24 protein-coding genes are annotated in these 24,513 nt (G+C 26.8%); 8 read left to right on the top strand and 16 right to left on the bottom strand.

Annotated features, from left to right (window positions below; translation table 11 throughout):
* Window positions 1–488 precede the first annotated feature (488 nt).
* Window positions 489–1,958 carry a hypothetical protein gene (locus CM240_RS16600; RefSeq protein ID WP_044040666.1) on the top strand — a complete coding sequence of 490 codons (1,470 nt, stop codon included), beginning with the start codon at window positions 489–491 and terminating at the stop codon, window positions 1,956–1,958.
* A gap of 119 nt (window positions 1,959–2,077) precedes the next feature.
* Window positions 2,078–2,515 carry a hypothetical protein gene (locus tag CM240_RS16595; RefSeq protein WP_044040664.1) on the top strand — a complete coding sequence of 146 codons (438 nt, stop codon included), beginning with the start codon at window positions 2,078–2,080 and terminating at the stop codon, window positions 2,513–2,515.
* 65 nt (window positions 2,516–2,580) lie between these two features.
* On the opposite strand, the gene CM240_RS16590 is transcribed toward CM240_RS16595, so the two are convergent.
* Window positions 2,581–2,991 carry a hypothetical protein gene (locus CM240_RS16590; RefSeq protein ID WP_044040663.1) on the bottom strand — a complete coding sequence of 137 codons (411 nt, stop codon included), beginning with the start codon at window positions 2,989–2,991 and terminating at the stop codon, window positions 2,581–2,583.
* A gap of 191 nt (window positions 2,992–3,182) precedes the next feature.
* Here CM240_RS16590 and CM240_RS16585 point away from each other — a divergent pair, with 191 nt between their 5' ends.
* Complete coding sequence (locus CM240_RS16585; RefSeq protein WP_044040661.1) at window positions 3,183–3,605, top strand: hypothetical protein; 423 nt, start codon at window positions 3,183–3,185, stop codon at window positions 3,603–3,605.
* Window positions 3,606–3,781: 176 nt separating this feature from the next.
* On the opposite strand, the gene CM240_RS16580 is transcribed toward CM240_RS16585, so the two are convergent.
* The 3 genes from CM240_RS16580 to CM240_RS16570 all read right to left on the bottom strand — a co-directional run bounded on the left by CM240_RS16580 (window position 3,782) and on the right by CM240_RS16570 (window position 6,848).
* Window positions 3,782–4,678 carry an IS3 family transposase gene (locus tag CM240_RS16580; protein WP_084485331.1) on the bottom strand — a complete coding sequence of 299 codons (897 nt, stop codon included), beginning with the start codon at window positions 4,676–4,678 and terminating at the stop codon, window positions 3,782–3,784.
* The gene (locus tag CM240_RS16575) at window positions 4,672–5,352 is read right to left on the bottom strand and encodes a helix-turn-helix domain-containing protein (protein ID WP_044035761.1); all 681 of its coding nucleotides are present in this window, start codon (window positions 5,350–5,352) and stop codon (window positions 4,672–4,674) included. The genes CM240_RS16580 and CM240_RS16575 overlap by 7 nt, the downstream gene beginning before the upstream one ends.
* Window positions 5,353–5,462: 110 nt before the next feature.
* On the bottom strand, window positions 5,463–6,848 hold the full coding sequence (locus CM240_RS16570; RefSeq protein ID WP_044040660.1) for a hypothetical protein: 1,386 nt from the start codon (window positions 6,846–6,848) through the stop codon (window positions 5,463–5,465).
* 463 nt (window positions 6,849–7,311) lie between these two features.
* Here CM240_RS16570 and CM240_RS16565 point away from each other — a divergent pair, with 463 nt between their 5' ends.
* On the top strand, window positions 7,312–7,779 hold the full coding sequence (locus tag CM240_RS16565; protein ID WP_044040659.1) for a signal peptidase II: 468 nt from the start codon (window positions 7,312–7,314) through the stop codon (window positions 7,777–7,779).
* Between the two features lie 317 nt (window positions 7,780–8,096).
* Here CM240_RS16565 and CM240_RS16560 read toward each other — a convergent pair whose 3' ends face one another.
* The 6 genes from CM240_RS16560 to CM240_RS16535 form a co-directional block, all read right to left on the bottom strand.
* Window positions 8,097–9,389, bottom strand: a complete 1,293-nt coding sequence (locus tag CM240_RS16560) for an LCP family protein (protein WP_044040658.1) — start codon at window positions 9,387–9,389, stop codon at window positions 8,097–8,099.
* A 121-nt stretch (window positions 9,390–9,510) separates the two neighbouring features.
* Window positions 9,511–9,831 (bottom strand): hypothetical protein, encoded by a 321-nt coding sequence (locus tag CM240_RS16555; protein ID WP_044040657.1) that lies wholly within the window; start codon window positions 9,829–9,831, stop codon window positions 9,511–9,513.
* 217 nt (window positions 9,832–10,048) lie between these two features.
* Window positions 10,049–11,620, bottom strand: coding sequence for an alpha-amylase family glycosyl hydrolase (locus tag CM240_RS16550; protein WP_084485606.1), 1,572 nt, complete (start codon window positions 11,618–11,620; stop codon window positions 10,049–10,051).
* A 103-nt stretch (window positions 11,621–11,723) separates the two neighbouring features.
* A complete protein-coding gene (locus CM240_RS16545) occupies window positions 11,724–12,287 on the bottom strand; it encodes a TetR/AcrR family transcriptional regulator (protein WP_044040656.1) in 564 nt (187 codons plus the stop codon).
* Between the two features lie 123 nt (window positions 12,288–12,410).
* Window positions 12,411–12,917: a GNAT family N-acetyltransferase gene (locus CM240_RS16540; protein WP_044040655.1), complete on the bottom strand. Its 507-nt coding sequence runs from the start codon at window positions 12,915–12,917 to the stop codon at window positions 12,411–12,413.
* A 135-nt stretch (window positions 12,918–13,052) separates the two neighbouring features.
* A complete protein-coding gene (locus tag CM240_RS16535; RefSeq protein WP_044040652.1) occupies window positions 13,053–14,252 on the bottom strand; it encodes a hypothetical protein in 1,200 nt (399 codons plus the stop codon).
* 185 nt (window positions 14,253–14,437) lie between these two features.
* On the opposite strand from CM240_RS16535, the gene CM240_RS17815 reads away from it, so the two are divergent.
* Window positions 14,438–14,593: a hypothetical protein gene (locus CM240_RS17815; protein WP_173400249.1), complete on the top strand. Its 156-nt coding sequence runs from the start codon at window positions 14,438–14,440 to the stop codon at window positions 14,591–14,593.
* 73 nt (window positions 14,594–14,666) lie between these two features.
* On the opposite strand, the gene CM240_RS16530 is transcribed toward CM240_RS17815, so the two are convergent.
* On the bottom strand, window positions 14,667–14,879 hold the full coding sequence (locus CM240_RS16530) for a DUF3006 domain-containing protein (protein ID WP_044040650.1): 213 nt from the start codon (window positions 14,877–14,879) through the stop codon (window positions 14,667–14,669).
* A gap of 114 nt (window positions 14,880–14,993) precedes the next feature.
* Here CM240_RS16530 and CM240_RS16525 point away from each other — a divergent pair, with 114 nt between their 5' ends.
* The gene (locus CM240_RS16525; protein ID WP_044040649.1) at window positions 14,994–15,425 is read left to right on the top strand and encodes a hypothetical protein; all 432 of its coding nucleotides are present in this window, start codon (window positions 14,994–14,996) and stop codon (window positions 15,423–15,425) included.
* Window positions 15,426–15,657: 232 nt separating this feature from the next.
* Here CM240_RS16525 and CM240_RS16520 read toward each other — a convergent pair whose 3' ends face one another.
* Window positions 15,658–17,343 (bottom strand): right-handed parallel beta-helix repeat-containing protein, encoded by a 1,686-nt coding sequence (locus CM240_RS16520; protein WP_242838512.1) that lies wholly within the window; start codon window positions 17,341–17,343, stop codon window positions 15,658–15,660.
* Between the two features lie 214 nt (window positions 17,344–17,557).
* Here CM240_RS16520 and CM240_RS16515 point away from each other — a divergent pair, with 214 nt between their 5' ends.
* Entirely contained in the window at window positions 17,558–17,923 is a 366-nt protein-coding gene (locus CM240_RS16515; protein WP_044040648.1) for a hypothetical protein, read from the top strand.
* A 147-nt stretch (window positions 17,924–18,070) separates the two neighbouring features.
* Here the strand turns inward: CM240_RS16515 and CM240_RS17090 are convergent, their stop codons facing one another.
* A complete protein-coding gene (locus CM240_RS17090; RefSeq protein WP_051483929.1) occupies window positions 18,071–20,068 on the bottom strand; it encodes a S8 family serine peptidase in 1,998 nt (665 codons plus the stop codon).
* A 282-nt stretch (window positions 20,069–20,350) separates the two neighbouring features.
* On the opposite strand from CM240_RS17090, the gene CM240_RS16505 reads away from it, so the two are divergent.
* Entirely contained in the window at window positions 20,351–21,208 is an 858-nt protein-coding gene (locus CM240_RS16505) for a DegV family protein (protein WP_044040647.1), read from the top strand.
* 36 nt (window positions 21,209–21,244) lie between these two features.
* On the opposite strand, the gene CM240_RS16500 is transcribed toward CM240_RS16505, so the two are convergent.
* The 3 genes from CM240_RS16500 to CM240_RS16490 form a co-directional block, all read right to left on the bottom strand.
* Window positions 21,245–22,441: a macrolide family glycosyltransferase gene (locus CM240_RS16500; protein WP_044040645.1), complete on the bottom strand. Its 1,197-nt coding sequence runs from the start codon at window positions 22,439–22,441 to the stop codon at window positions 21,245–21,247.
* A gap of 197 nt (window positions 22,442–22,638) precedes the next feature.
* Entirely contained in the window at window positions 22,639–23,607 is a 969-nt protein-coding gene (locus tag CM240_RS16495) for a prenyltransferase/squalene oxidase repeat-containing protein (RefSeq protein ID WP_044040643.1), read from the bottom strand.
* 200 nt (window positions 23,608–23,807) lie between these two features.
* Window positions 23,808–24,461 carry a DUF6709 family protein gene (locus tag CM240_RS16490; RefSeq protein WP_044040642.1) on the bottom strand — a complete coding sequence of 218 codons (654 nt, stop codon included), beginning with the start codon at window positions 24,459–24,461 and terminating at the stop codon, window positions 23,808–23,810.
* Window positions 24,462–24,513 lie beyond the last annotated feature (52 nt).

Here is a 24,513-nt window from a genome sequence, read left to right as displayed (position 1 = left end):
GCGGTAATATAAATTATAGGGCTATTATTAGTTTATAATATAAATTTGTGGTAAGGTATTGATTTTACTGGATTTATAAAGAAGCTGTTAGAAAATTCACCTCTCTAGCGGTACATATTAGACATGTTTTTGTTATAAAATACGATAAATTCAATGATTATGAAGAGAATTCACCTCTCTAGCGGTGATAAAAAGACATGTATTTTTTTTATAAAAGTACCAATATTCAAAGGATTTACCTCTCTAGCGGTACATATTAGACAGTTTTTTAAACTGTCATAAAATTAATAAAAAATTACCTTATCTAGCGGTAGATTTTAGACAGGTTTATATATTAGTAGATGAACAGCATAAATTCCTTACTTATATTAACTATTATTAGAATATAAAAAATTATTTTATATTTAATTTTTTACTTGTCTAGCGGTACATATATATTTGATGTTATAATTCTTATATATGTTTATTTCTAACGGGAGTAGAGAGATATGGATGAATTTGAAGTTAAATTTAAAAAGAAGATAGATAAATTATTTAAAGACAGTTTTGAAGAGATAACTAAAAGTAAATTTGATACATTTTATAAGACATTACAAAAAGATATGCAAGATTTAAATTCAATAAATGGGGAAGTTAAATTTGGAAAATTAGTGTATTCTATTAATAAGACGAAAGATAGATGGGTTACTAAGTATATTGAAAGTCCTTTAAGTGCTCTAAATGTTGAAGTTCAGGCTGCTGCATACTTATATGAGAAAGTAATTAGTAAAGAAATAGATATCGATAAATTTAGATCAATATATGGTTGTGATAGTGTTGAGGAACTTAAAGATAGAATGATTAAGGAAGTAGAAAAGTGGAAGACTAATAAAGATTCTTTGTTGACATCTTTTGTTGGTTTTAAAAAATTAGCAAAGGTTTCAATAAAGCCAGCTTTTAAAAATGACATTTTAAAGACTTATTATAATTATATAAATAGTCCAGAAAGTGGACTTAAATCTTATGAGCATGTGACAAGAATTCCTAGTATACTTGGTAACATTGGGATAGATACTACTAATACACAGAAATTTTTAGATAAGAGTGAGATTAATCAAATGGAAAGTCAAAGTAGTGAATTAGCCCTTACTGGAACCATAGATAGATTAATTGTAAGTGAAGAAAATCAAACTAAGATTCTTATGCAATTAGAAAAGCAAGTATATCTTAGAATTGCCAATGATCAAGAATCACAAGATTTAATGACACAAATAGCATTAATTAAAGCAGTAAAACAATTAAATCATTTAGATTTAAAGATTATTACTCATTATTATACTAATTTTTATAATATAGTTAGTAATGATAGTATAGGAAAATATATTTCTGAATTAGTGAATGAAATTGGTCTTAGTGATAATTCTAATAATTATAAGCTAGTAATAGATAGTTTACTAAAAATAGGTAGTATAAGACTAGAAGCAGAATATGAAGGTAGAAATATTAAAGGATCTTTATTAGAAGTATTTATTGATATTAAGAATGGTCGTAAATTTGCAGAAGTTCAGCTAGGAGGATTCTTAAAGACATTAATAATAATGGATAGTACATTTAACTTTAATAAAGATACATTTGATCTTTTGAGTCGTGATGCACAACAACTAGCTATATGGTTACAACATAGAAGATTAAAAAATGTTCTTGATGATAGTAAGTTTTCTGAAGCTATTGCAGTACAATATTTAGCTAATGCTATTCTTATGAGGGCTAAAGATGTATATAAACGAAGAGATAGATTAAGTAGAGCATTAGAGGAATTAAAGGTATATAAGCTTATTGTAAAAGACTATGAATATAATAGCAAAGAATATCAATTTATAATAGACTATATAAGATTACCTAAAGAAGTTATATGTAATATTCAAAACAAAAACTTTAAAACAGGAGAACTTATAGAGGGTACAATTCTAAAGAAATAGTAATAATATTGTTTCTCAAGATTTTTATGCATTCTTGAGAAACAATATTTTATTGAGTTTATTTTCCTTATAATGTAAAATATGTTATAATATTCATATAATTTTATAGGGGGATAGATATGGAATCTAGAATAGAGAATGTTTTAAATAGGTCTAAACAAAAATATGTTTTTATATCTGCAATGTTAAGTTCAATTTATATGTTCATTTTATATATTGTAGTAGCTATGATTTTTGAACAAGAGATATTTTCAGATATGTTTATATTGGTAAAATTAGCAGGGGTTTTAATAAGTAATATATTATTTTTTACATTAGAATATAATTTTCTTGAAAAAGTTAATAATAATGCTTATAATAGTAGTTTTAAAATTACTATAAGAGCAGTAATTTTATATGGAGTATTGGCATTTGGAATAAATTTATTTATATTATCATTTAAGACTTTTACAAGTATACCATTTATATATTGTTTTGCCATAGATATATTATTAGGTATAATTGTTGGCCTTATTATGTATAATGGATTAAAAAAAGAATTGAAAGTAAAAGAGTAGGGTTAGAAACTCTTAAAGCCTTGAAAGAAGAAATAGATTTTAAAAGGTTTATGAGTTTCTATTTTCTAATTAATATTATTTATGGCATCATAATAGCTCGTAAATACACTGCTAACAGAATAGTCACTGTATACTTTAATATATCCGACACTTCCTGCAATTTTACTAGAGGTTTCCTTAAGGGTTGTTATTCTAAATAGATAAAAGGTTTTACCATTTTCGATGTATAAATCTTCTGTGCAACCGTAATTTATATTTTCAGTATCACTATATATATCATCTAATACTTCTGTAGCAGCTTGTGTAGTGAATGATTTAGAATTATTTTCATTAGTATTGCTATAATCTGTAGAAGAATCAGAATTATTTTCTATAGCAGTAGAATTATTTTCTATATTAGAATTACTTTTTTTAGTTTCACATCCTATTAAGGTTATTGATAATAATATAATTAATATAATAGATAAATTTCTCAAAAAATCCCCTCCCGCCCTTTATTACATAATTATACAATAATATAATAAAAAAGAAAAGAATAGATTTTTATTGTATTATATGTCGAAAAATAATGAAATACAATGTAAATTGTTTGACATTTTTCCTTATTCTGATATGATATATTGTAGTTAAGACCAAAATAAGGATTGATTAAGACGAGGTGATTTATGTGAAGGATAGGTTTGATGCAATTTTAAGCAAATCTAGATTGAATTATGTAGGAAAGTGTACCTTGTTATTTACAAGTATTATGTTATTGTCTTATGTTGTTATATGTACATGCCTTGGAAAGAATGTTTTTTCAAATAACTTTATCACTATAAAAGTAATTCTTATAGCTCTTATTAATTTTATTTTTTTCAATTTAGAATATGAGTTTGCTAAGAGAGTTAATAATAATGAGATAAAGGATTATTTTGTTATTGGAATGATATTTACTATTTTATATGGAATTTTAGAATTTGGTCTTTCTTTTTTTATATTATTATGGGAGACATTTATTTATCAGTCATTGGGGCTGTGGTTATTAATAATATTAACAGGTGGATTTATGTTGGGACTTATTATGTATTTACATGATGGAGAAATATAATCTAATATAGATACTAGAAAAGTATGAAAAGTTAAATAAAGCAAGTATTACTTATTTACTACTATTCCTTCACTATAAAAAGGAACTGAGGCACAATGAACTGCTCCCTGTCAAGTAGACAGGTGAAATAATAAAAATATTTAATATAGCTAATCACTTTTGTGGTTAGCTATATTTTATGCTACAGATTTTAATAAATACTCCCTATATTCTAACGGAGTCATAGAGTTGAGACGTTTTTGATATCTACGATTATTGTAATAATCTATGTACTCTATAATTGCTGCTTCTAATTCTTCATATGAATTAAATTTCTTTAAATAATACATTTCTGATTTTAACATACCCCAAAATGCTTCCATTGGACCATTATCAATACAACGTGATACTCGTGACATACTTTGAATCATATTAGCTTCTTCAAGCTTTTTCTTAAATGTTTTTGAAGTATACTGAAAACCACGATCACTATGAAAAATAGGCGTAGCCTGCGGATACTCCCTACGGGCAATATCAAATGTTTGAAACACTAGATTATTATTATTTGAATGCCCAATTACAAAAGAGACAATACTCTTATCAGAAAGATCTAGAATTGCACTTAAATATGCTTTCTTTCCAATACCATACTTCATTTCCGTTACATCTGTGAGCCACTTTTCACCAAATTTATCTGCATAGAAATCTCTATTTAGAATATTATCAGCTACAGTTTCAGGTGTAGATTTTTTATAAGTTTTTCGTTTTCTACGACATACTGACTTTAGATTAAGAATACACATAAGCCTATAAATTCTCTTTGGATTTACATGAAAATCATTTTCACGATTTAATTTTATAGTCATTTGTCTATATCCTAATATTCCGTTTATTTCTTCATATGATTCTTGTATAAGTGATAATAACACCTCATTAAATTTTTCATTCATACTTACTTTGCGATTCGTCCATTTATAATATGCGGAGCGTGCAATACCGGCTATTTCACATAATTCTTTAATAGAAAAAGATTTTTGCTTATGCAACTCTTGTATTGCTAAATAGATAAATTCATTTTTTGTTTTACTTAAAATCGCCTCCTTTCTATTTCGTCTAACTTTTTTAAGAATTCTATCTCCATCTGTTGTCTACGATTTTCGGCTTCAAGTAATTTGTTTTTCGCTTTTAACTTTTCTATTTCAGACATTTCATCGGCAAGCTTTCGCTTTCCACGTTTATCTAATAGTGCTTCAATGCCATTGGTTTCATATTTCTTAATCCAACTATATATTTGTTGATATGATATTTGAAATTTTTCTGCTGTTTTAGCGTAATTTTTATCATTTTCTATATAATACTTTACAATCTCAATACGTTCATTATAAGTTGTAGTTCTACCTTTAGTCATAATTGCTGTCCCTCCAACTCCAGAAGATTTTAGTTTATTATGACTATTATATATTGAAATCCATCTTTGTAGTTGCGTTTTTGAACGTATTTTATATTTTGCACAAATTTCATCTTGAGAATATAAATTTGACAAATAAGCTTCTACTGCTTGTAATTTCAATTCTTTAGAATAGCCCTTATATCCTTCCATCGTAAAGGCTTCCGCGCCTATACTATTGTAGTTACGAATCCATTGACGAAAAGATTCTAAGGCAATCCCCAGCATAGATGAAAAATGACTCATACTATTTTTACTTTTTAGATATTCCTCAACATATTTAACTTTTTCTTCAGCACTAAAATTACGTTTTTTACACATAAAAAAATACTCCCTCTCATGATAGACATTTTAATTATTTTATGTGTCTACCATAAGGGGAGCATATCACAATGCTTTTTTATTGGCCTCAGTTCCTTTTTATATATTTATTAATGTTTACGCAGTAATATTGTGCCACCTAATAGCGATAATAATGACAAGATAATCATAGTACTAGAATTCACAGGAGAACCAGTTTTAGGAATAGATTCTTTTTCACCTATTTTCCTAGAATTATTAGTTTCACCTTTTATACTATTAATATTATCAATTGTATTAGTGGATGATCCAGTATTATTATATTGAGGTTGAGTAGTATTGTTTGTAGTATTATTTAGTATAACATTATCATTGGAATCTCTTTGTACATTAACTTGAGTATAACCTCCTAAGCCTGATACTACAAAGTTATCTCTATCATAAATAGATAATGAAGTCATAATAGGACTTACTTGATATCTATAAGTAAAAGTACCATCATCTATCTCTGATACAAAAACTTTAGCATTCTCTTTTCTTAGAGCCCAAAGGTTACCTTTGTTATCTTTAGTTATGTCAATAACATTACTTCCATAGCTATCAGAATATACATATTTTCCATCTTTAAGGATATATCTAACTAATTCTAATGAAGTATTCACATCATATTTCCATAAATACACGCTATCTCCATCTACAAAAGAATCCCATAGCATAGAATTTTCGTCTCCTGTTAGAGTAGCTTTATTTACTAATTTATTATTTTTATATTTTAGTATCTTTAAATCATTATCATCAGATAATTCTTTTATTATCATGGATCCATTTTTATCAAATTCTATATTAAGACTAGAAGTTTGAGAGATGTATTGAAAATCATCGTTATAAATTCCTTGAAATATAACTGTAGAATTATTTTTTACATTTGTAACTTCCAGCATAAATTTTTTACCAACACAATTTCCATTGTTATATACGTTGGACTCATATTCTCTAGTTGTATAATCAGATCCATAATTAGTATTGAATTTTTTGTTTACTTTTGATAGTAGTTCTGTACCTAAATTTGCATTTTCTGATTCTGCTTTCAATTTTTTTAGTTTGTTTGTTTCCATATCGTATTTATAATATTCTGTTTTTATACCATTTTTACTATCATCGTTATAGATTTGATGCATAAAGTTTATTTTGTTTTCATTAACATCAGTAATAGAGAATAAACCAATTTTATCAGCATCAATACCATTAATATTTTCTAATGAACCATTAGAAAGTAAGGCAATATTGTCTTTAATAACGATTTCGTTATTATATGTACCATTATAGTTAGGATTTTTAACTTCTTTACTATAAGTAACAAATGCTTTATCTTTATATGTTATTACATCATTTAAGATATCGTTTTTTACATCTAGGTATTTTGGCAAGTCTTCTGATGCCATTGCGGTAATAGGGGTTAGATTAAATACTGTAAGATAAACTAATACAGCACTTAAAGCCTTTTTTAATGATTTCACTAATGTGCCCTCCTCAAAAATATAAATATAATAATAAGTCCGTATAAAATAATAATATGGTAAAATTACCTTTTAATATCATTATAGCACTAAATTAACGAATAAATTATACTTTTATGGTAATGTCGAAAAGTTTTTGTAAAATATGGATATTTATTAAGAAAATTAATGTAATATTTTTTATAAAAATTATTTGTATTATAGTAGAAACTAAATATTTTTCATAAAAGTTTTATATATTAAATTGATGTTTTACAGGTTATATCAAAACCACTTGTGAATTGACATAAATATACATCATATGATATAAATAAAAGAATCATAAAGATAGGATATATGGAAATACTATAATAGTTCTTTAATTCTGTATTAATTAGTTTGCCTATGATATACTAAATTAGATATAAAGATTTGGGGGTCATTATGAAAAATATAAAATTAGCTTTAGTAAGGATTATGTGTGATGAAAAAATTTAAGGAGTTATTTATATTAGGATTTTTGATAGTGCTGGATCAGACTATTAAAGTTATTATTTATAATAATTTCTTTTATGATGTTATAAAAAATCCTTTAATAGGCTTTAGGCCTAATTTCAATGAAGATATTTCTCCACTGAATGTTTTATTAAGAATTAATATCCCTGTATATGTTTATATAATTATTGGTGTGATTTGTAGTGTAATAGGATTATATATATATTTATATATGAAAAAGAATTCGCTTACTAATATTTATATGGAAATTTTCTATATTCTTTTATTAGCAGGAATAATAGATTCTGTTTTAGATAAAATTTTCTGGGGAACAAGTTTAGATTATATAGAGTTATTTTCTAGATTTATAATCGATTTAAAAGATATTTATATCGTGATGGGAGCAATTAGTTTTTCTATAAGCATGATAAAAATATCAAAAAATATGAATAAATAAAAGGGACTATCTCATTAACAAATGAAAATTTGTGAGCGATAGTTCCTTTTATTATGGCACAGTTTAGAAGGCACAGGGAACAAGTAAGGTATTCTAGTGAATAGTTAAGATTAATTTTCCCCTAAAGGAAAAATATTATAATCCTGCGGATAGCTAGTGTATTTTATGGGAGAGATACAGTTCTACCACTACTTAACTAGAACAGATACTAATCCCCTGTGCCTTGTGCCATCATACTTGTGCCCTGATTCTGCTCTATCAAACTTACTAAAAAAAGCTGCCACACTCTTGTGCAGCAGCTCTTTTTTAGATGTTAATTAGTTTTCTGTTGAGTCATATTCAAAATCTTGTCCAATTACAATAGTAATATCAATATCATTTTCAGTAGCTTCTTGACTAATATTGCTTATACCAATTTCTTCACCTAGAGAATTTATATCATTAATTGAAGTGGCACTATTAACTATAACATAACTTTCAGTTACTAAGGAGTCTCCAGTTGTTGTGTTTATAGTTTCTGAAGAATATCCAAAATTATCTGATAGCTTAGTTTTTAAGTTTCCAGCTAAACCATTTATACCACTAGAATTAATTATATTGACTGTTAAGTTACTTCTATCTTCTATGACTTTATTATTTAATATACCGATAATTTCTCTATTTTTACTTGCGTCATATACAAAGTAATCAAAACCATCTATTGTTTCAGTAGTACCTTCTAATGTTGCCGATGTTAAATTATCTTCACCAGCTTTTAATACTGCTTTTGCATAGGCTATTATTTTATCTGCATCAAGATCTGTATTTATATATTTAGTAGTTTCAGTTACTAAAGAAGGAATTTTAACAAGTCCAGATGCTGATGTAAGTTGCTTCATAAGACAATTAATAAAGTAACGTTGATTTTCTATTCTTCCTAAATCACTTCCATCAGTTTCACTGGAAGAACCTTGATTGTTTTTTCTCCATCTTACAAATTTTAGAGCATCTTCACCATCTAAATGATATTCTACATCTTTATCAAAATCTATTTTAAGTCCATCAACAGGATCATAGTATTTCATATTATAAATAGGCACAATATCAATACCGCCTAAAACGTCTATAATTGATGAAAATCCTTCGTAGTCTACAGATACATAATAATTGATATTATCTATTCCAAAAAACTCTTCAACAGTGTTAATTAAATCATCTCTAGCAGTATCAATATCACTATTTAATTGTGAATCATAATGAACTTCTGTCAATTTTGCAGTTTTACCAATTACTTTAGGTTTATATACATCTTTTGGAATTCGAGTATCTCTTGGGAGAGATACCATTGTAGTATGTTTAGTTTCAGGATCATAATGGACTACCATAATAGTATCGGTTCTACTAGCGCCAGATCCAGGAACGTTATCCATACCATAAAATAGAATATTTACAGGTTCACTTATGTCAACTTCTTTTGTTGATTTACTCTTGGAACCTTTATTTAAAGATGATAAGCTCGAATAGAACCAAGTCCCCGCAGAAGCAGTTACACCAATTGAGACTATTAATAAAATAAAAATTCCTCTAAAAAAATTTTTTAATATGTTAGATTTAGATTTTTTCTTACCCATACAATAAATCCCTTTCATTTTATAGTATTTAATATATTAAGATAAATACCTCTTAAATTAAATTATAATTTGACAATTTTTGTATGTCAAGTTCAAAAATGTCGAAATTTTAATATTTAAGTTATAATCTACATTTTGTATCTATGTCAATAGTTGATTTTATAGTTCCAATAATAGCTATACCACATTGTATTGAGACACTATACTTAATAATTGAATTTTTAAAGAATAAAGTAATTAATCCAATAATTAATATAGAGAGTCCCATTTTGATAAACATATTTCCAACTATAGTAGATACTTTTTCTCTATTATGTTTTCTTTCATTAAAGTATATAATAAGATTTCCTTCGTTATTTTTTTTCATATTATAGCCAAATAATAGAAATGAAATCCCAATTATTATAGTAAATATTAAAAAAGATATTGTAGTATTATTCATAAGATGACAGTTCTCCCTAATAGTTTATCTAATTTATTATAATACATTAAAAAGATACTAACTACTATAAATTTAGTATTATTTAATAAAATGGTACAAAAGTATTACAAATTGTACTTCTAGATATTAATTATTAGCTATTAAAAAAGGTCTGAAGCACAATGTTAAATTATTGTGCTTCAGACCTATGACTTTAGATATTATATTCTTGATTTTTTTAATTTAAAAGGTTTTCTAGCTCTTCAGGTGAAAGTTCGAGGGCTTCTGAAATAACTGTTTTTAGGATACCCATACTAAAAAGTTTTATAGCTATTTCTCGTTTTGCGGCACTTCTACCTTTCTCAAAGTCGTTTTGAAGTTCATTTATTGATCTTGGTTTAGGAATTTCATCTACTTTTTCTTTTACATTAGGTTCAATTAAGGTAGAAGAGTTTATTGGCGCTGTAGCTAAAATCTTACCAGAAAAAGGAGATAACACTAGTTTCATTTTGTTGGAACTTACTAAAAGTTCTTCATTTTTATTTGTAAGATCAAATAGTTTTTCAGTTTTTATTGGAGTATTAAATTCTATTTCATAGTCATGATCACTGAGATTTAGAGCAGTTATAGCAAAGTCAGTATTATATATTCTACTATATATAAATTGTTCATTTTGTACTAAAAGTTCTTTATAATATCCATAGGTTAAAGCTTTACAATTACGTCTTATATGGATATATTCTCTTATTGTATTTTCTAAGTCTACAGCATCAATTTTTTTCCTTTGTTCTTCAAGAGATAGTTCAGGACGAAGTTCTAAATCTGTCTTAGATCTATCACCAGGTATTCCCCACTCACTTCCATAATAAACAGAAGGAATTCCTGGCATTGTCATAAGAAGCATATATACATTTTTAATTTGTCTTTTATCTTTCAAGTTAGTATAAATTCTATTTACATCATGATTATCTAGAAAATTATAAAGGTCTAAATCCTTATAAATTCCTCCATCACCAAACTGTCTTTTTAATGAGTATGCTATTTCAAAGTAATTTTTATCATTATGACTAGAGTAAATACCTTTAAAGCATTCATAATTTGTAGCAGAATCTAAAGTATCTTTATTAGCAATATAATTATAATCACCGTGAATCATTTCTCCCATAAGCCATAAGTCTTCTTTTAAAGACTTGCAGTGTACTCTTAAATCTTTAAGAAAGTTTATATCAATACAATAGGCTACATCTAGTCTAATACCATCGATGTTTAGTTCGTTAATCCAATATTCTATAGCACTAAATATATGGTTTTTAACATCAGGATTATTTAAATTTAATTTTACTAAGTCATAGTTTCCTTCCCATCCTTCATAGTAGAAACCATCATTATAATTACTGTTACCATTAAAATCTATATTAAACCAACTTATAAAAGAGGAGTCATGTTTTTTCTCTTTTACATCTTTGAAAGCCCAAAAATCTCTTCCAACATGATTAAAAACACCATCAACGACTACTTTTATTCCTTTATCGTGTAATTTTTGTACAAGATTTTTAAAGGTGTTATTATCCCCTAATCGTCTATCGATATTAAAGTAGTCAATAGTATCATAACCATGATAAGTTGATTGAAATAATGGACCAAAATATATAGCAGTAAACCCCATATTGTAGATATGATTTATCCAGTTATCATTTATTTTATCTAATCTATTGATTACAGGATCAGAAATATTATTTTTTTCCATAGCACCACAAAAGCCTAAAGGATATAAATGATAAAAAACAGCTTCCTTAAAAGAATTTAACATAAATAACTCCTCCTATAGTTTTAATAAGTATTAAAGGTTAATATACCGATTGGTATATTATATGCAAAAAATTGTTTATTAATTTTTATTCTTGTGATATTTTCTATGAGAATATTCCATGCATAAACTGATGTGATACTTTAAATGCTAGATCTTCAGTGAGATCAATTGAATTAGCAAAGAACAGTCCAACATATGAATTAATCATTCCTAATAATGAAGCAGCATATTCTTTATGACGTCCTTTCATATTGCCGTTATCTTCGGCAGCAGAAATAAAAAAGTTTTCTAAAATAGAGGCTTCTTCTCTTACCATGTTTTCTATAATATAGTAGTAGTTATTCTCAGTAAAACTATACATCATAGAAAGTTTCATTTTGCAAAAATAGATGTCTTGCTTTGCATAATAGAAATATTCTTTAATAAATTTATATAGTGATAGTGGAACATCTCTATTGTATTTTATGTCATATACTTTGGATTTCATATTTTCAAATTTTACTTTGATGATTTCTTGTAATAATCCTTCTTTACTTCCAAAGTAGTAGTATAATGTTGGTTTAGTTATATTAGCTGCATTAGTAATTTCTTGAACACTAACTGCATCATAGCCTTTAGAGGCAAATAATTTTATAGCACATTCAATGATTGAAGTTTTATTATCCATCGTTACCTCCATATATTTCCTATACTAATAGTATATACCGAATGGTATATAACGTCAATGAATATTTATATAAAAAATAGAACCTGAAGCACAAGGTTAATTGTTGTGCAACAGACTCCGTTTTTAAATATTTGAATATTGTATTCTTGACATCATGAATTCATCAACTAAAGTATCATTTTTAGATATAGAATACTTTTTTAAGCCTTCTATTAAGAAATCATACTTTTTATAGAAATTTATATATTCTGTATCATCTGCAGAAATAAATACTTCTAAACGTTTAAGTTTCAAAATTTTATCAGCTAAAAGAAGAATTTCTTTCATAAGTTTATCTTCTATGCCTTTATCATGGTATGCTTTATCTACAGTTATTTCAACTGTAGCAACATGTTGATGTCTTTTAGTACTATATCTGTTTAATAAAGCAGCACCAATGGTAATATCATTAACCTCGGCAATATACCAATAATCGGTTTTTATTATATTTCGTCCTTTTTTTCTAACAGTGGAGTCTTGTCTATCTTCAGGTTCAACAATTATGTTCTCCATATTATTTTCAAATTTTTTTATCTTACTTATGTAAGTATAGTCTTTTTCATTAGCTGGTCTAATGGTTATGTTTTCCATAATATTTCCCTCACTTTTAATAACATAATATTACTATTTATCTTTCAATCGTACAATAAAATATCTTATAACTATTTTATCACATTTTGTAATAAAATGTAACATTATTTACAAAAAATGTAGAAAAATTTTATCCTATTTAATTGAGTATTTTTCATAACTATATGTATTACTATGATCTTTATTATCCCAAGAGGTAGTAGTTACGAAAATTGATGTTCCATTATCATCTATGCTGTAAGAATTAAAGGTATTATTATCTATAGGGTTTTTGTAAAATACATCTAAAGAATCATTTTTAATTTTAGCAAGATACATTTGATTTACGACAAGACCTTTTTCTACATTATTGATACCTTTTTCTAGAACTATTAGTGAACCATCAGCATTTATATCTGCAACCCAAATAGATTCTTCTATTTCATTTATATTTAGAAGAGGTGTAGTTTTTTTAGTTTTAAAGTTATACTTAGTTATTATATTATTGATATTTATATTTGAATTTCTATTTAATATAAGAATCTCACTATCATTTATTACTTTAACAGAATTATATCCTATATTATTTTCTAGCGAATCAAGAGTAAGTTTTTCGTTTTTTTCTATATTAATTTTGTTATCAGATAATGTTATTTTATATAATTGACCAGAATTATCTATTGCCATTATAGAATTTATTTCTTTAATGAAGAATATATTATATATTGAATATTCTAAATTATCACTAGTATAAAGTTTTTTTTCATTGATATCATATATTTTTATGGTGGTATATAGATTTTCATCTGTAGAGTAAGTATAGGTTACAAGATAATTATCATTTCCATCTAAAAATGCTATAGTAGAATTATTTAAATCTCCATTGTATGGCTCTATATAATTGTCTAGAGTTATTTCTTTATCAGATTTATCATAATTAATATAATGAATTTTGCCGTCTTCAGATTGTCGTACAAGTTTATTTTTAGAGCCTATAGACGATATACCATTGGAGGTAGTTAGGGTAGTTTCATTAATAGTATTTTTATTATCTAGTGAATAGAGAGTAGATTTGCAACCATTACATGGATAGGATTTTTCAAAATCATTTGTATTATAGTCTGTAAGAGTAGATTGAACTTTACCAACAACTGAATTATTTTTAAAAAATAAAGGCATGAACATCTCATCTTTTAAATTTTTAATCTTAACGTTTTCACAATTTACTGAAATATTTTTTTTAGAGATAATTATGCCACTGTCATCTGTAGTTTTCTTTAGTATATTACATAATAATATGGTTATTGAAATTGAGAGAGTTAAAACAATTACAGGAACAAGTATTTTCTTTTTCATTTTATAATATCCTCCTTAATATTGAATTCAATACAACAATAATACCAATAAATAGTAAAAAATTCAAATTAAATCAATATTTAGAAAGTCTGAAATAGAATATATTAAAGGAATTTGGATAAAATAAATTTGCATTAGTTTTTACTATTGAAAAATTATTGTTACCACTAAGAGGAGGGATATCCATGGATTCAAAAAATGAAAGAATATATTCTAAAGAAAATTATTTAACTAATGGACACAAAACAAAAAATCAGTATTCTAAGAATCAGATAGTTCATACAATCCAAGAACCAGCCTTAAATGAAAGTGGTATAGAGGCTAAGAAAAAAGGCTTCTAACTTTATAAGGTGTTGTCGCAATAACGATTAAATTTCGTGAGCGAGAACCCTTTTTTAGTGTATAGTGAAAGTTTTAACTAAATAAATCCTTCAAAAGAGATTCAATTTTATATTTTTTATTATCAGTAGATTTTTTATCAATAACTATTTTATCATTATGTACAATAAGAATTGTTCCTTCTTTAGCACCGATAGGTATTTTGTTTTTTTCTATTTCTATTGTGCTACGATCTTCTTTTTCACAAATTGCCATATCGTCTTCAAATCTATCAATAATAATTCTCATAGATAATGCTCTCCTTTATATGGATATTTTTTTAAATTAAGATAAATTATAATAAAAAAGTAATTAATATATGATATAATATATGTAAAATATATATAAGAGGTGGTTATTTTAATGGATAAAACTAAAGTAATTTTCTCTATAATAGAAACAATATTTTTAATATGTTCAGCTTTATTTTTAATATTTGCATTTAGTTATTTTAAAATCAAAACTCCTTGGTTTAAACCTTTTCTTATTTTCTACTTAATTTTATCACTTATTATTTTAATATACTATATAGAGGGATTTATAATATCATTAAAAAAGTTGAATCATAAAGATTTTTTATGCATATTAAGAGATTTTATTATAGATTTTATAATACTATGGATTCCGTTTATAGGATTTAATTATGTTAATGTTGGAGAGATAGTCATTTTCCAAAGTGCTATCCCAACTTTAGTGGTGACTTTCGGAATTGCTATAATAAAAGTTCTACATAAACAAAATCGAATTAAAAGTGATGGAGAAATTATCGTTACTAGGTGGAAAGATAATGAATAGTAAAAATATATAAATTTATGTTTAATAGTGCACAAGTAATAGGGCACAAGGCACAGGACTATAATAAAATTCCTCTTTAGGAGTAATTTTATTATAGTCCTGTGGACAGCAAAGTATTTTCATATTTACCATAGATACAAAAGTTATTGCGACAGCCTCTTTGTATACATATATTATAAGTTTAATAAATAATTGAAAGAATTTATTTTTATGTAATGGCTTTTCCTAATATTTAAAAACCTTGACAATTTCCTTGTAAAGTAGCTCCACTTATATTATTACTTCCGTTTTTAGAAGTGCAGCTATCAATTATTGCTTTACCAAAAGTCACTTCATAACCTAAAGCAGATGGTTTTCCTTTTAAAGGCCAGTTGTAGTTTTTACCTTCATTGCCGTCAGCAATGCAGTTTTTCATTGTAACTATACCACTTTGATTATTTCTATCAAATCCATTCTTTTTATTTCCTTTTGCAGAACAATTTATTAATACATGATTTAATGGATCAAGGTGAGCAGCTTTACCAGATTCTTTATTATCTACGCCACCAAGCTTAAATCCATTACCATCACCTTTTACACCATTTACTTCACCATTGTAGTTTGATTCACAATTTACTAATGTTACAGCTCCATGAGCAGCATAAAAATCCCATCCATCATCAACATTATATTCGGCTTTACATTTTTCAAAGACATTACCTTCACCAGAATGAAGTTTTACAGCAAATCCATCAGGATTTTCTCCTTTTGAATCTACATTGTGATGTGAGTAACAATTATAAATATAGTTATAAGATGCACCGTTAGAAATTTGTAATCCTGTATCAGCATTATTATGTATGTTTAAGTTTTCAAATCTATTGTAGTCTCCACCATTAACATAGATAGCATTATCTTTAGCATTATAAATTTCTAAATCTTTTATAGTGTTATTTTTACCTGTTATAGTTATACCTCTGCCACCATTTGAAGTATTTGAAAAATCAATTTTAGCTCCTGATTCACCTTTTATAGTTATGTTATCTTTTAAGGTTATTGAACTAGATTTAATAGTTCCTTTAATTAAAATTGTATCTCCTGATTTAGCTGATGAAACAGCTTTTTCAAGGGTTGTTCCATTAGATTCAACCGTAATTACAGTACCATTAGTTGTAGCACCAGTATCTTTTCCATAAGTTCCACTACTTGTAGTATCATTTGTAGTATTATTTGAATCGCTATTAGAGCTAGAATTATTATTGCTTGAATTGTCATTTGTAGTATTGGTGTTTAAATCAGTATTTGTATTACTGTCTGAAGATGTTTTATCTATTGAAGATACAACTATATTATCAAATTTAGCAGATGCTTTAGAAGTGACTATACCTATAGCACCTTTAGATAAAGATTTATCATTAGCTGTTGTAATTAATTTACCATCTAGATATGCTTTTAAAGTATTACCGTTTAATTCTAATTTCACTTTGTAGGTGGTATTTTCCTTTATAGAAATTTTAGCTTTCTTTAATGTCTTGGATTTACCTTTGGCTTTTGATCTAATTTCTAGTGTTCCACCATCTTTATTATATAAAGAAATAGAATAATAGTTATTCTTATCGGTATATCTTCCACAAAGCATAACTCTTTTAGAACCGTTAAAGTCCTCTATAGTAACTTCTGATTCAACAGAATAATTTGTCCAGGTTGTTTTTCCTGCTTTGCTCGCTGCTTCTACATTTGTAGATGATTGATAATAAGCTTTGCTATTGTTATAGTTTACTATTGACCATTTTCCTTTACTTTCCTTCCAATTTTTACTTCCTGATTGGAAATTTTCAGTGAATAATTGATCGGAAGCAAAAACATGATAATTTCCTATTATAGTTGTAGTAAATATAGATGTTGCTAAGAAAATACTAGCAATTTTACTTTTATTCATAAACATTTCCCCCCTGTACATTTTTAAATAATTTGTCTAAATTTAGATTATATTGTAAGCATATATCAAAAAATGGAATGTGTCAATAATTACAATAGAGAGCTTTAGAATCATTATTATAGTTGTATAAAAAAATTAAATTATAAATGTCATTTAAGAATTTTTTTATATCATTATGCATATTTTAGAATATAATTAGTAAGGAAGTGAGTATATGAAATCAAAATGTACTTCTTTTTATTGTCCATATTGTGGGTCGTTAATTGATCTCTGTGATGATGAATATACAGAAGTTTTTAAAACTTTTAATAGTGATAAAGATACTAGAAGTTGTAATATCAATTCAGTGGAACTTGTTCCACCACCAGGATTGACAGCTTTATATCCCATTTTAGACAATGCATCTCCTTTTTTTTCTTATTTTAATTTGGATCCTTGGAGTGATAAGTTATTAAAATATGAAAATGAAGAAACTTTTAAGATGAATGGAAGATATAAGGAAACATATAGTGTATTAAGACCACCAAATGATGAGATTAACTTTGCACCTGGACATAAAATGAATACTCTTAGAATATAATAAAGGAATAGTTCAGGGGGTAGCAGCTTTTTACAAAATTGAGAGAAAGCAAGTATAGATGAAATCCTTGATTTGTGCAATGATAAAAGGAGTTATCGCTAACGAAAATTCATTCGTTACTACGATAACTCCAACATGTAGTTTGCTTTATTTTAGTGATATGCTAATTTTTACTGCTTCTAATCTTCTTGATTCACCTACAGTACCACATAATTCACCATCGCTAACCCAGGATCCCCAGCCTATATCTTGCATATGACCCTGGTATTTTACAGTATAATCATCAGCATCTTTGCCTGTAAGACGAATTTCTATGGCTTCACCTCTAAGAGATTGACCAGTTGTTCCTGCTATTTCATCGTTTTTAACCCAAGGGCCCCAGCCTATATTTTCACTATGAACTCTATATTCAATACCTAAGTCATTATCATAACCAGCATTATTTTCAAGTTTAATTTTTATAGCTTCAAGTCGTAAACTTTGACCTGTTGTACCAGAGATTAGCCCATTTTTTACGGGATCAATCCATCCTAAATTCTGTATATGACTTTCATATATAATATTAGGGGGAATTTTAGGAACTACTTTAATTTTCAAAGCTTCTAATCGTAAGTCATTATCAATGTCTCCACATTGTTCTCCATCTTTAACCCAAGGAATCCAACCATAGTTCTGTATATGACCCTGATATTTTACCGAATATTTATTAGCATTTTTACCTGTAAGACGTATTTCTATGGCCTCAGCTTGTTTACTTTTATTTTTTATACCTGCTATTTTATTATTTTTAATCCAAGAACTCCAACCGATACCTTTATTGTATATCCTATATTCTATAGATACATCTTTTATATCAGGATCTAATGAAATTTTTACAGCTTCTAAAGGTGTAGATTCTCCTACTGTACCTATAATTTCTCCATTTGTTTTAGAAGATGTTTTTTTACCATTTATATAACCAGAATAATGTACATCAATATCTTCATAATTGAAAAGTTCATTATTTTGTAGTTTTTCAGATTTTTCTCTAGCGGCAGCTTCAACAACATTACCTGCGTCTAACATTCCACCTGTAGTATTTAAATCTGTCAAAGAACTTAATGGTTTTGCATTATCAAGGATTAAATTTTTTAATTCAGATGCTGTAAGTGTAGGATTTACACTTAAGGCTAATGCTGCCACAGCGGAAACATATCCTGTAGCCATAGATGTGCCACTGATGTATTTATATTTTTCTGGAACTGTGCTGTAAATAAAGGTTCCAGGTGCTGCAATATCGACTTTTGTCTTACCATAATTTGAATTATCACTTTTATTTCCTTCTTCATCAATACTCATAACAGAAATAACATTAGGTAAATCATTATAATTAGCTGGTAAAACTGAGTTTTTATCATTATCAAGTGACTTATTACCAGCAGCGCATAGAAATAATGCATCAGCATTTTTTATTATTTCATATTCTCGTTCAGATACTTCACTACCTTCAAAAGAGCAATTAAATATTTTAACTCCTTTACTTAACCCATATTCAATAGCCTTTTCTACTGAATTTAAGTATATAGTACCATCATTACTACCAACTTTTAGGGGCATAATTTTAACATTAGGAGCAGCACCAACAATACCTTTATCATTATCTTCTGCAGCAATTATTCCTGAAACATGTGTACCATGCCCATGGCCATCCATTACATCATTACTATCAGAGATATAATTCCATCCGTGTATATCATCAATATATCCATTATTATCATCATCAATACCATTATCAGGTATTTCGTCTTTATTAGTCCAAATATTATTTTTTAAATCTTCATGGTTATAATCTACCCCTAAATCTATTACAGCGACAACAACGTCTTCGCTACCTTTAGTTATATCCCATGCCGTTTCTATATTTATATCTATTCCATTATATTTATAATTTTTTAATGCCCATTGATTCCAGATGTATGGATTATTACTTGATGAACTTATTCCTCTATATGGATTATCAAGAGATGTATATTCACTATCATCGATAATTTGTCTAGTGCTTAATATATCTTGTAGATTTTCAGCACCATTAACATAAATACCTGAAACTAGCATAGTACATATTAATGTAAATGAAGCCATAATGATAATTAATTTTTTTCTCATTTTGTCACCTCCTGCTAATCGAAATCAAGAAATAATTTTTATGAAATATAAGAAAAAGGAGTTAATGGTAATAGGAAATAAATAAATTTTCTCCTTATTTCTTATATCTGCTTAGTATAATACCATTTATGACATTTTTTTTAAATAAATATGTCGCGTTTGGTCGTATTTTAGTCTTAAAGTGATTAAAGACATAAAATCTATTGAAATTAATTTCTTTAGTGTATAATTATATGTCGTAAGTGCAAATATAATAAGTAAGATATAACATGGAGGATAATTATGGCGATAAAAATAGTTACAGATAGTACATCGTATATACCAAAAGAATATATTGAGAATTATGAAATATCAGTTGTTTCTTTAAATGTAATTTTAAATGGGGATAGTTATAGAGAAGTAGAACTATCAAATGAAACTTTTTATGAAAAGATGGAACAAGCAAAAGAGATACCTACATCATCACAACCAGCACCGGGAGAAATATCTGATATATTCAAAACAATAATATCAAGTGGAGATTCTATCCTAGGTATATTTTTATCTTCAGATATGAGTGGAACTATATCCAGTGCTAATTTAGTAAAGAATATGATATTAGAGGAATATCCTGAAGGAAGAATAGAAATAATAGATTCTAGAACTAATTGTATGCAACTAGGTTATGTTGTATTGGAGGCTGCAAAAGCTGCAAAAGAAGGCAAAAGTATGGAAGAGGTTATAGATATTGCATCTAAAGTAATCAATAGCAGTAGATTTATTTTTACTCCGGAGACTTTAGATTATTTAAAGAAGGGGGGAAGAATTGGGGGAGCAGCTGCACTTTTAGGAAATATTCTTCAAATAAAACCTATTTTGACAGTTGAGGATGGAAAGACTACAATTTTAACGAAGGTAAGAACTAAAAAGAAGGCTATTGATTCAATGATAAATATATTAGAAAGTGATATATCATCTAGAGAACTTAGAGGAATTACTGTACATCATATTAATTGCTACAATGAAGGAGTATTATTAGCAAATAAAATTCAAGAGAAACTAGGTATAGCTGTTAATATAGAATCTATAGGGCCAGTAATCGGATTGCATGTAGGGCCAGGAAGTATTGGTATAGCATATTATCTCGATAAAAGTTTATAAAAAGTGATATGAAGCACGATATTAATTTATTGTGCTTCATATCACTTTTTTTGAGTTTTTTATAAGATTTATAATTTCGTAAGAACCTTTTTTATACCCTCCGGCATTATCGAAAGAGTATTTTATTTTTTTTAAGTTTCTTAAATAAGAAGGATTATTTAAAACTTCTTCTACGGCACCCCTTAAAATTTTAGGTGTTACCTTATTTTTATTTAGGTATATAGTTCCGCCAAGTTGCTCTATTCTATTGGCTATATATAGTTGATCTGCTCCAAATGGAATAGATACAAATGGAATTTTATTATAGATTAATTCGCTGGCACTATTCATACCACAATGAGTTATAGCAACATCAGTATATTTAAGAATATCCGTTTGTGGTACATAATCTCTCACTATAAAATTATCTGGTATTTTAAAGTCACTTAAATCTATATGATATGCAGCTAGTACTACTACAGCATCAACATCTTTGAAAGCCTCAAAAAAATTATTATATATATCAAAATTTATATTATTATATACTGTACCTAGAGAGATATATATAACAAATTGATTATATAATTTATAAAGGGGAAACTCTATATGCTCTTTTCTATTATATATAGGAGGACCTATAAACTTAAAACTAGAGTCATAATTTTCAATATCATCGATCATGTATTTTGAAGTATAAGCTATATTGATATCACCTTTATTAAAGAGCATATCAATAAATGAAGGAATAGTTATATTATATTTATTTTTTATTGAATTAGAAATTTTAGAGTGCTTAAGAATAATTTCTTTTATTCTAAGATCATTATAATCTATAATAATATGATTTTTTTCAATTAGCTGATCTTTGCTAGCAAAGATAGCAAATGAAGATATTTGAGGAACATTGTGAATAGTTGCTATTATTTTACCTACCAAGAACATTGAACAATATACAACAGCATCAATAGTTATGTCTTTTAATTCATAGAGAATTTTATCTACAAGATATTCTAGACTATCTAGAATTAAGTTTACCATTATAAATGCTTCTTCTCCGTCTTTTTTCATAGAGGGTAGTTTGAATTTGTCACCTAAAGATTTAAAAGTTCCGCCAGCAGCTTCAATGCTTTCTCTAAATTCATCTGTAGAAAAATAAATAACTTGTTCATTATTTTTTACTAATTCATCCACTAGGCCTAAGGTTGGATTTATATGGCCGTAAGCAGGAATATTTATAAAAACTATTTTAGACATAGGCGTCTCCTTTTTTTAGACTACTATAATAATATATGCAACAATAAATGGAGAGGAACTAGAAATATTTTTTTTATAAAAGAAATATTATCTATTTTTTTACATGTTTCACGTGAAAACTTTTTATCTTTGAACTATGTAAAATAATAAAGGAGATTAGTCTAATATTTTAAGAATAATCTCCTTTTATAAAATAATTATGCTATTTTTGTATCATAATAAGGTTCTACATAACCAAGACGTTTACATTTTAGTACTTTTTCTAAAGCTAATATTCCTTTCCATTGATTTTTTGAAGCTTCAAAGTAATCAGAATAATCAACACCCCATGTCCATGGAATATCTCTAAGACCGTTATTATGAAAGTCATCTATAAATAATAATATGTTTTCATCTAATTTATTTTTGATATAAGGATATAATATTAAATTATCACCATTTATAGAATCAATTAGATCTAGTGGTTGAGGCATAAAATCACTTATCCATTTAGAGCTATCATTGTATATTGCAAGATTTCCTAATTCAGCAATTTTCTTTTCCATTGATAACAAATCGAAGTTAAATTTATCTTGTCTGCTTTTTGCGATAGTTAATGCATTTATGTAACAATTTAATTCATCAATATCCATCTGATGGACTTTATATAATCTCTTAAGGCCCTTTTTAAAGGATCTTGAAGCCATTCTGAAGCCCTTACTATCTTTTTTTGTCCAATATAGCATAAAGGCTGCTATATCCATAGAGGGATTAAATCCCCAAGTGTTATTACCATATTCTTCAAAGTGCCACCATGTACCATGAGGAGCATCATTATTTTCTTTAATCACAGTACTCCAAGTACAAGTATTTTCATCAAAGTGGTTTTTTTCAAAATAGTGTAGTGCTGCCTCTATAATATCATTACTTTCAGTACAACCTATTTCATATAGAATTTTGCATGCCATAGCTGTAACTGCAGGTGAAGATGATGGTGTCAAACAGTCAGGATTTAAACCATTACCAAATCCTCCATCTTCATTTTGATATTTTCTCAGTTCTTTTAATACATCTTCTTTGGCACCTTTTCCAAAGTGATATTTCCATCTATATTCTTCTAATTTTCTTCCTTTGTTACTAATCCAATTTCCAATTTTTTTTATATCTTCTAATCCTATCATTTTCATTTATTTATCCCTTCCTAATCTATACATTTATTTATTAAAGGTATATTTAGTTGTAATTTATATTCAAATTATATAAGTAATTTGTGACAAAATTGTGTTAAAAATAAGAAGAACTATTAGCTTAAGAAAAATTTAATATATCAACTAAAAAAGGCACTACAGAAAATTATATTCTGCAGTAGCCTCCATAGTGAATAAACTCAGTTGACAACTATTAGTTGTTCATTGGATATTATATCTTTAATAAGGTTTGTTTTATCATATAGCCATCTTTTTTTTAGTTTATGACTATATCCGAAATATCCACATTTAGCTCTGCTAAATAGTGCGTCAATAAGAATTTCACAATTAGATATATTAACTTCTATTGTAATTTTTTTTCTATTAGAAAGATGAATATGAAGATATGTATTATTAGCTATCTGAATCCCACTAATACTATCTTTAACTCTACTTTTATATGCCCATATTATATCATGAGCATTAAATACTTTTATAGAGAATGGATATAGTATTATTACCCAATCATCAGTTAATATACATCGATCTATTTTCTCTGTATTTCCTTTTAATTGATTATTTAAGTCTTCTTCGAATGGAGTATGAACATATGCGCAAAAATTTCTATAATTTTTAATTGATTTAGGATTAAAAAAATTTATTATTAAGATTAACAAACTTGATAATACTGATATAATTATTGTTAACATAGATGGAAGAAGTTTATATATTATATTTTCATTATATTCTTCTATGTTAAAAATTATTATTATGAAACCTACTATTAAAAATCCTATTCCGCATAAAAACAACCTACGTTTCATAGGCTTTCTAATAAGAGATTTAAGGTTCATAAAAGCTCCTCACTTTCTTAATTTAACTATTTATACATTTATTGTAATACGA

It is taken from the genome of Clostridium bornimense (genome assembly GCF_000577895.1).
Classification (GTDB): Bacteria; Bacillota; Clostridia; order Clostridiales; family Clostridiaceae; genus Clostridium_AN; species Clostridium_AN bornimense.
This window is presented reverse-complemented; position numbering and strand designations above follow the sequence as displayed.